This is a genomic window from Microcella sp., assembly GCF_040286215.1.
Classification (GTDB): domain Bacteria; phylum Actinomycetota; class Actinomycetes; order Actinomycetales; family Microbacteriaceae; genus Microcella.
In genome coordinates, this window is sequence record NZ_JAVKCK010000016.1 from 1 (window position 1) to 7,078 (window position 7,078).

A 7,078-nucleotide genomic window follows, 5' to 3' on the forward strand; every position below is an offset into this window, starting at 1 on the left:
AGTCAAAGCCCATCTTCTCGGCGAGGATCGAGCCCTCGAGAAGCTTGTCCTTGCTGGCGTGCTCGCCGAAGTGCGGCAGTAGGAGCCCGAATTTCATGGTCACTTTCCTTCTCTGTCAGCGCTCGACAACGCGAGCTTTCCCGTAACCGGCGCGCCGGTGACGGTGCCATCGGTGAAGACATGGATGCCGCGAACTCCCGTTCGCTCCGCACCTGTGGACCGCATCCAGCTAGCCGGGGTGGCACGACCGAGCGCCCGAGGCACTGCGCTGGCACCGAACTCACAGTCGTGGGATGCGAATGAATCCGTCATTCGTCTGGAGGCCACGCGATTTTCTCGCCACACGCCGCACCGGGAGCATTCGCGAGGGTGATGCGGCGACGACATCGTGGGGCAACTGACACGCGTAGAGGCCATGAGCATCCCTCCTCCCTTGTCACGAGAACGACTCTGTGCGAGATGACTCCATCATGTCGGTTTTTGTATCCAGAATCCAGTACTAACTCCAGATTTCGATCAGGTGACTATTCACGCGAGTCGTCGTCGACGGCACGGCCGCTGGCACCGACGCCAGCGAGCGAGGCAAGACCCACGACCCCGACGACTGCCAGCGCTGGCCCCAGGGGAATGATGAACGCCACAGTCGCCACGAGTGCCGGCGCCGCGACTTTGCCGGCGTTGCGAATCGTCGCGGTCAATCCGATGTAGGCCGCGCGCGCGCGCGCTGGTGCAGCGGCGCTCGCCACGATGTTGTTGGCAACGCCGAGTACAGAGTCTCCGATCCCGGCCAGGAGGACGATGGCGACCAGCAGCGGCGCGTTGGAGACCAGCGGAATCGCCAGGAACGGGCCTGCGCTGAGAACGATCGACACTCCGAGCGCGACACGAAGACCCCATCGCTGAAGCACCGGAGGCACGAGTGATGCAGAGATGATTCCGACAATGGCGGCAACACTGATGAGCAAGCCGGTCTCGGCCGCATCCATGCCCGCCGCTCGGTCGGCAATCAGAGGGAAGTAGGTCAAGCCAGCGAACTTGAGGAAGAACCGCGCGAAGCCGGGAATCTGCACACCGACTCCTCGCAGTGTGAACAGGGCGTCGAGCGCACTCCGGCTCGGAGAGACGCTCCTGATCGACCCGGCCGCCTGCGGCTGCCGCGGCGGTAACCACACTGCGCAGCACACCGCCACGGGCAGCGCGAGAAGGCCAAGCAGGTACGAGGCCTGCCAGCCGCCCGCTACCGTCGTCAGCCCCGCGACGAACGGGAGAACGGCCTCCGTGCTGGACATGATGACCACCCGGCGAGACTGCGCGGTGGCTTGACGAGCTCGGGATACCGACTCGGCCAGAATGGCGACGCTCAGGGAAAGCACGATGCCGAAGCATGCCCCCTGCACGATGCGACCGGCCACCAGCATTACGAGTGAGGGCCACACCGGAACGATCGCAGCCACGACCCCGAATGCTGTCAGCGCAGCCACCATGACCCGACGACTCCCGATGCGATCGGAGACGACCCCGACCGGAAATGCCACAGCCATGCCGGCGAGGACGTAGACCGCCATGACCAACGACAACGTTGGGTCATCGATACCCAGATCTCGCTGCAGATCGGGCAGCGCGGGCACGAGGCCTTGAACACCCGTGAGGACCACTGCGCCGGCGGCTGCGGCAGCCCACTCAGGTCGAGGAGTGATCGATCCGGTTCGCCGCATGGGCCCACGATAGAGGCACACCAAGGTCCAGCGATAGATTTGGTATCCAGTATCCCTTGACGGGCGCCCGCGGCATTCTCGCCGCAACGACACTCAGCTGGGCGTCGCCTGGTGTGTGCGCTTCTCGTGCTCGAGCATGTTCAACACGCCGTCGCGAACGTGCCCGAGGTGATCGTGCAGCGCAGCAAGTGCTTCCGCAGCGTTCCCGGTCGTGACGACGTCAGCCAACTCTCGATGGGAATGACCACGCCCGTCCGCGACGCGCCACCCGAGAATGTAACGGCCCACTCGGAGCCGCAGATCCTCGATCAGCTCCCACAGCACAGGGCTGCTCTCGGCGTCGTACAGCACGACGTAGAAAGCCTTGCGCGCGCTCACGAAGCTTGCGCCTTCCAACTCGCTGTCGGCCTCATCTGCCAGCACGCGAAGACGATCGGCGCGTTCCACGGTCATGTTCGCCATCGAGTTCGTCAACGCGTGGCCCTCGAGAAGAATGCGCAGATTGTAGATCTCGGCAACCTGCGCAGCGTTGAGCGAGCGCACGACCGCACCCTTGCGATCCTTCAGCTCGACCAAACCGTCGGACTCGAGCTGGATCAGCGCCGATCGCACGGGCACGCGGGAAACGCCAATCGCCTCGGCCAGTGTCTCCTGCCTGAGCTTCTCCCCGGGAACGAATACCCCCGCGACGATGGCATCCCGCAGTACGTGATACACCATGGCTCCCACGGAGCGGTAGCCGGATGCGGCCCGGTTCGCGAGCTCCTGCAAGCCCCCGATACCGCTCTCGGCGAGGGCATTGCGCTCTGATGCGCCCTGTTCCATGCAGTCGACTTCCCTTCGCCCAGGATCACCCGACCTTACCCCAGCACGGCCGCTCGAGCCCGGTATCCGACACGTGCCATGCCGAGCTCTTGAGGAGAAAGGTGAGTGACCACTCGGCGATGTCTATGGTGCCGATTCTCTCTGCCACCGTGCTTCCCGCCGTCGCTCCCTCGCTGCCTTCCGCGCTGTGCGACCCCGGACAGCAATCGAGTAGCGTGAACGATCCGCAGCCGCCCTGGAAGTCGCACGGGAGAAGAAGCGTCCGTGCGCACCACCGCGCGTGTGGTGGCCTCGTACCGTCTACGCCGACCGAGCCCCCACCGTCGCCGAGCGGGTTGCTGAAGTCCACTGCGCGTCTCTGTCACTCTCCTGACGCGCACAGCGCGCGACGAGCGCAGAGTTGCTGTGGACGAAGGGAACTGTTGTTCTTCAGCATCACCAGCTGCGCCCCTTCGCCTCGTGCGCCCCGGCCATGCAGGTCTCCGTGCCGAGGTTTTCCCCCCGTCATCGCGTCCGACCGCTGGCACGTCGGCAGCTGCGCGCACCGCAGTGGCCTCCGCGTCAACCTCCGTGCTCGTCTGCCGTGCCCTCACACCGGATCAGGCCTGCGCGCAACGGATCAGGCCTGCGCGCGGCCGAGCAGGCGCGAGAACAGGCCGGGCTCGCGCTCATGACCCTGGCAGCGCTGACTCTGCGGCACGCGCCGCATGACCTGATCGACATGCTGGCCGCAACCGGTCCAGGTGGTCTTGCCGCACTGTCGGCAGGTGATGGCAGAGCACATAGGTGGGTGTCCCTTCCGTATGCGTGACACCAGTATACCCCCCGGGGTATCATAGTCCGCACCAGTGACTCGTGCGCTTCTACGTCAGAGCGGCGACACCCCACGAGCGAGAGACTCGATATAGCCCTCGATCTTGCGCTGACGCGTCTCGGCACGCTTGCCTCCGTTGAGCCGGAAGATGACCCCGAAGCGCGCTTGCGCACCGAGCCCGGCGAACGTCTGCGCCGCTGCCGGTGAGGCGTCGAGTGCGGCCTGCAGGTCATCGGGAACGATCGCCCCCTTCTGCCGGTAGGCGGCATCCCACCGGCCGTCCTCCTGCGCGCGCTCGACCTGCACGAGCCCCGGCGGGCGCATCCGGCCCTCCGCGGTCAGCCGGTCCACGATCGCGACGTTGCGCTGCGACCACACCGAGCGCGGGCGACGAGGCGTGAACACCTGCAGCGAGTAGTCGTCGTCGAGTCGGTAGATCTGGCCATCGATCCACCCGAAGCACAGCGCCGACTCGAGCGCCTCGGCATAGGCGATGCCGGGCGCCGTCGAGGCCTTCTTACGCATCTTCAGGCGCACGCCGGGATGATCAGGATGCGCCTCGAGCCACTCCTCCCAGTGCTCGACGCGCTCGAACAGCATCACGGGCTTCTGGTCGTTGGCCACCACGGGCTCAGAGTAGGCGACGCCTCCGACATGACGATCAGAGTGCGCGAGGTCACGAATCGACAACAGGGCGAATGACTCGCTCGCGAAGCCTTGCGCTGGCCCCGGGCATCCCGCTAGATTCTCCCCGCGCCATATGACGAAAGGAGGTCGGCCATGGTTATTCATACTCAGGGAATGATTCCCACCACCGCCGGCTTCGTCGGCGTCTTCACCGCCTGAACGGCTGACGGATTCCGCCGCCGTTCGTAACGGTGGCGACGCTCTCGAAGTCCACGGCCCGCCGTCGTGCGCGATCTCGGTAACCCACTACCTGTGCAGGGTTCTCCGTCGCGCGCCGCGGGCCGACGCCCCGTGCCGCTCAGCACTCGTGTCGAGCGCTCGCGACGGGCAGTCGGACGCTCACGTCTGGCTGCCCGTCACCTCCCCCACGGTCTTCGCAGCAGTGAAGGAACACCCCTCATGAACACGCTCTTCTCGGCTCGGCAGCGCCCGCTGCCCGGCCACCCCCCGAATACGCTCGCGCCCCAGGATCGCTCCGCGCGGCTTGCGCGCGTGAGCCCCCTCGACCGGCTCGCGCTGCACGTGGGTCTCGCCCTCGTGCGGTGGAGCCGGCGCTCCACGGTCGCCGTGCGCCACGAGCGCCGCGCAAGGCGTGTCGAGCAGCAGCTCGCGGCCGAGCGCCGCGAGCTGGCGCACGAGCGGGCGCTCCGCCTGCTCGTTCCGCCACGATGAGCGCGCACAGCGTCGCCGAGCGCCGACGGGCCGAACCCGCTCCGCGGGGTCAGCGACCCCAGGCGCTCGGCGGTGCCGTGACGACCGGCACCTCGTTGTAGGCCCAGTGCGCACCGTTGTTGTACATGCCTGTCGCCCAGCCCGAGAACCAGATGGCGCGCTCGACCTCCTCAGTCGGCGCCGAACCCTGCAGTGTCGTCACGATCTCGCGGTAGCGGGGCAGCGAGTGGAGCGCCTCGGCCGCGTTCTCGGCCGCGTCGACGAGGTGCACATAACTGCCCGTGCCGCCACCACCGCCCGAGCCCCAGCCGTTGTTGAGCGGGTTGTTGCGCGTCCACCACGCGTCCACATAGTTCTCCTGGCGCATCCAGCGCGTGACGACCGTGACGTTGCCATCGGTGAGGGGGAACTCTCCCATGAGCAGCACGAGCTTCGCCCAATCATGGTTCGTGCCTCCCGCGATGAAGGTCTCGTAGCCAGGAGTCGCGTCGAACTCGTCGCGTACGACCTCCGGTGCCTCCACCGATGCGGGCACGACGAACGACTGCGCGTTCGCCGCCGCGAAGAGCGCGAGTTCCTCCTCCGCTGACGGTGGTGTCGCTCCCGCCGCGAGCAGGGCGACGCACGTCGCCATGACTATGGCGAACACTTGCCGCACGGGTGTCACGCGTGCTGAACGTCTACCAGTGGCGGAGATGACCGGCTCGTCGCCGCGCGATAAGTGCAATCTGAAAGCCATTTCCTTGAACTCTACGCGCCTCGGCACGGCAAACCACCCGCGCTTCGTGATCCCGTGACGACGCCAGCCCGGAGCGGCGGCCCAGCCCGTCGAACGCGATCGTGGGAACCCCTAGGCTTCCGGCTCACCCGGCAGGTCGAACTTCGCGCCCAGAAGCACGATCGCGCTGGCGAGTAGCGACGTGGCGAGCGCGGCGAAGACGATGCCGACCCCGGCAACACCGGTCAATACCCCGACGATCCCCGGAACGATAACCTGGCCCAGCCGGTTTCCACTCACGCGGATGCCGAGGGCAGGGCCGCGCAGAGCTCTCGGCGCTCGGCCAGCTACCCAGGAGAGCGTCACCGGATGCCCCAGACCGAGACCGAGCCCGACCAGAACCATTGCGCCGAACTGCAGCGCGAGCGGGACGAAGGGGAAGACCGCCAGCGACAGCCCAGCCGCGAGCACAGCCACCAGGAGCAGTGTCCGTCGACCCAACCACCTCATCAGACGCAGCATCCCGACTCTCGAGACGATCGACGCGAGCGCCCGCGTCGCCAAGAGGAACCCGACCGTCTGCACGGGAATGCCAGCCTCTTCCGCGTACGCGGGCAGATAGGCCGTGATGATGTCGATCGACGTGATCACCGACATGCCCACGAAGAGTGCTCGGGTCATTCCCGGAATGGCCACAACCTCACGCATCGACGCGACCGTACCCGCCCGGCGCGACGTGCCCTGCGCGTCCGGCCACGGGCCGGCTCCAGCTGGCCGCCAGATGATCATCGTCACTGCCGCGAGGAAGGCGAGTCCAGCAGCCGCCGTGGCGATCGCGAACACTGAGCGGGTGTCGACTGCGGTGCTCTCCACCACCTGCGTCATCAAGCCCCCGCCCGCGATCAGCCCCGCGGCGGCAGGCGCCGCGAACTGCGAGAACGACACGACGACTGTGAGAGCGCCGTATCGTCGATCCCGCTCCCGCGGATCACCCGCGTTGCCGACGAGAGCTTGCACGCCGACGACAGTCATCACCTGACCCAGCCCGAAGATCGCCTGGCTGACCGCAAGTAGCCACAGTGTGTCGATGACGAGAAGGCTGGCCGTGCTGGAGATCGTGATGATCGTGCCGATGACGAGCATGCCTGGCTCGCCCCACCGTGCGACACGCTGCCCCAGCGGCACGGCCGCGAGGAACGACAGGAGCGCATACGACCCCGCGATGAAGCCCAGCCAGAAGCCATCGGCACCGAGGTCGAGAGCACGGTACGACACCATCGGACGAATACCCTGCAGAACGAGGTTCTGAAGGAACGCGAAGACGAGGACTCTGATGAGCCATCTCTCCAAGGAGGGTCGCACGCGCTTCACCAGCCTCTGTCGTCGCCACACGCATGCGTGCCGCCTCGACGCTGCACCGCTCAGCGGTGGTGCAGGTCAGGCGGCACGCATGGACAGAACGCAGGAGCGTTCAGCCGAAGCTCCTGAGTCAGACTAGCTCTTCGCCATCTTGGGGATGACCTCGGTGCCGAGGAGTTCGATCTGCTCGAAGTACCGGTCGAACTTGAAGCGGAAGTCGAACACCAGGTGCTCGACCCCCAGAGCCTCGAACTTCTTCAGCTCTTCGACCGCCTGCTCGGGGTTGCC

The 7,078-nt window shown here is 66.5% G+C and carries 7 protein-coding genes; 1 reads left to right on the forward strand and 6 read right to left on the reverse strand.

The window, feature by feature from the left end; all coding sequences use genetic code 11:
- Nucleotides 1–524 precede the first annotated feature (524 nt).
- The 4 genes from RJQ01_RS07635 to RJQ01_RS07650 form a co-directional block, all read right to left on the reverse strand.
- Entirely contained in the window at nt 525–1,715 is a 1,191-nt protein-coding gene (locus RJQ01_RS07635; protein ID WP_350476148.1) for an MFS transporter, read from the reverse strand.
- A gap of 93 nt (nt 1,716–1,808) precedes the next feature.
- The gene (locus tag RJQ01_RS07640) at nt 1,809–2,540 is read right to left on the reverse strand and encodes a GntR family transcriptional regulator (RefSeq protein ID WP_350476149.1); all 732 of its coding nucleotides are present in this window, start codon (nt 2,538–2,540) and stop codon (nt 1,809–1,811) included.
- Between the two features lie 619 nt (nt 2,541–3,159).
- A complete protein-coding gene (locus RJQ01_RS07645) occupies nt 3,160–3,324 on the reverse strand; it encodes a DUF8730 family Cys-rich protein (RefSeq protein ID WP_350476150.1) in 165 nt (54 codons plus the stop codon).
- A gap of 84 nt (nt 3,325–3,408) precedes the next feature.
- Nucleotides 3,409–3,981 (reverse strand): YdeI/OmpD-associated family protein, encoded by a 573-nt coding sequence (locus RJQ01_RS07650; protein WP_350476151.1) that lies wholly within the window; start codon nt 3,979–3,981, stop codon nt 3,409–3,411.
- Between the two features lie 459 nt (nt 3,982–4,440).
- Between RJQ01_RS07650 and RJQ01_RS07655 the strand changes: the two genes are divergently transcribed.
- Nucleotides 4,441–4,713 (forward strand): hypothetical protein, encoded by a 273-nt coding sequence (locus RJQ01_RS07655; protein ID WP_350476152.1) that lies wholly within the window; start codon nt 4,441–4,443, stop codon nt 4,711–4,713.
- 49 nt (nt 4,714–4,762) lie between these two features.
- Here the strand turns inward: RJQ01_RS07655 and RJQ01_RS07660 are convergent, their stop codons facing one another.
- Nucleotides 4,763–5,380: a hypothetical protein gene (locus RJQ01_RS07660; RefSeq protein WP_350476153.1), complete on the reverse strand. Its 618-nt coding sequence runs from the start codon at nt 5,378–5,380 to the stop codon at nt 4,763–4,765.
- Between the two features lie 183 nt (nt 5,381–5,563).
- A complete protein-coding gene (locus RJQ01_RS07665; RefSeq protein WP_350476154.1) occupies nt 5,564–6,793 on the reverse strand; it encodes an MFS transporter in 1,230 nt (409 codons plus the stop codon).
- Nucleotides 6,794–7,078 lie beyond the last annotated feature (285 nt).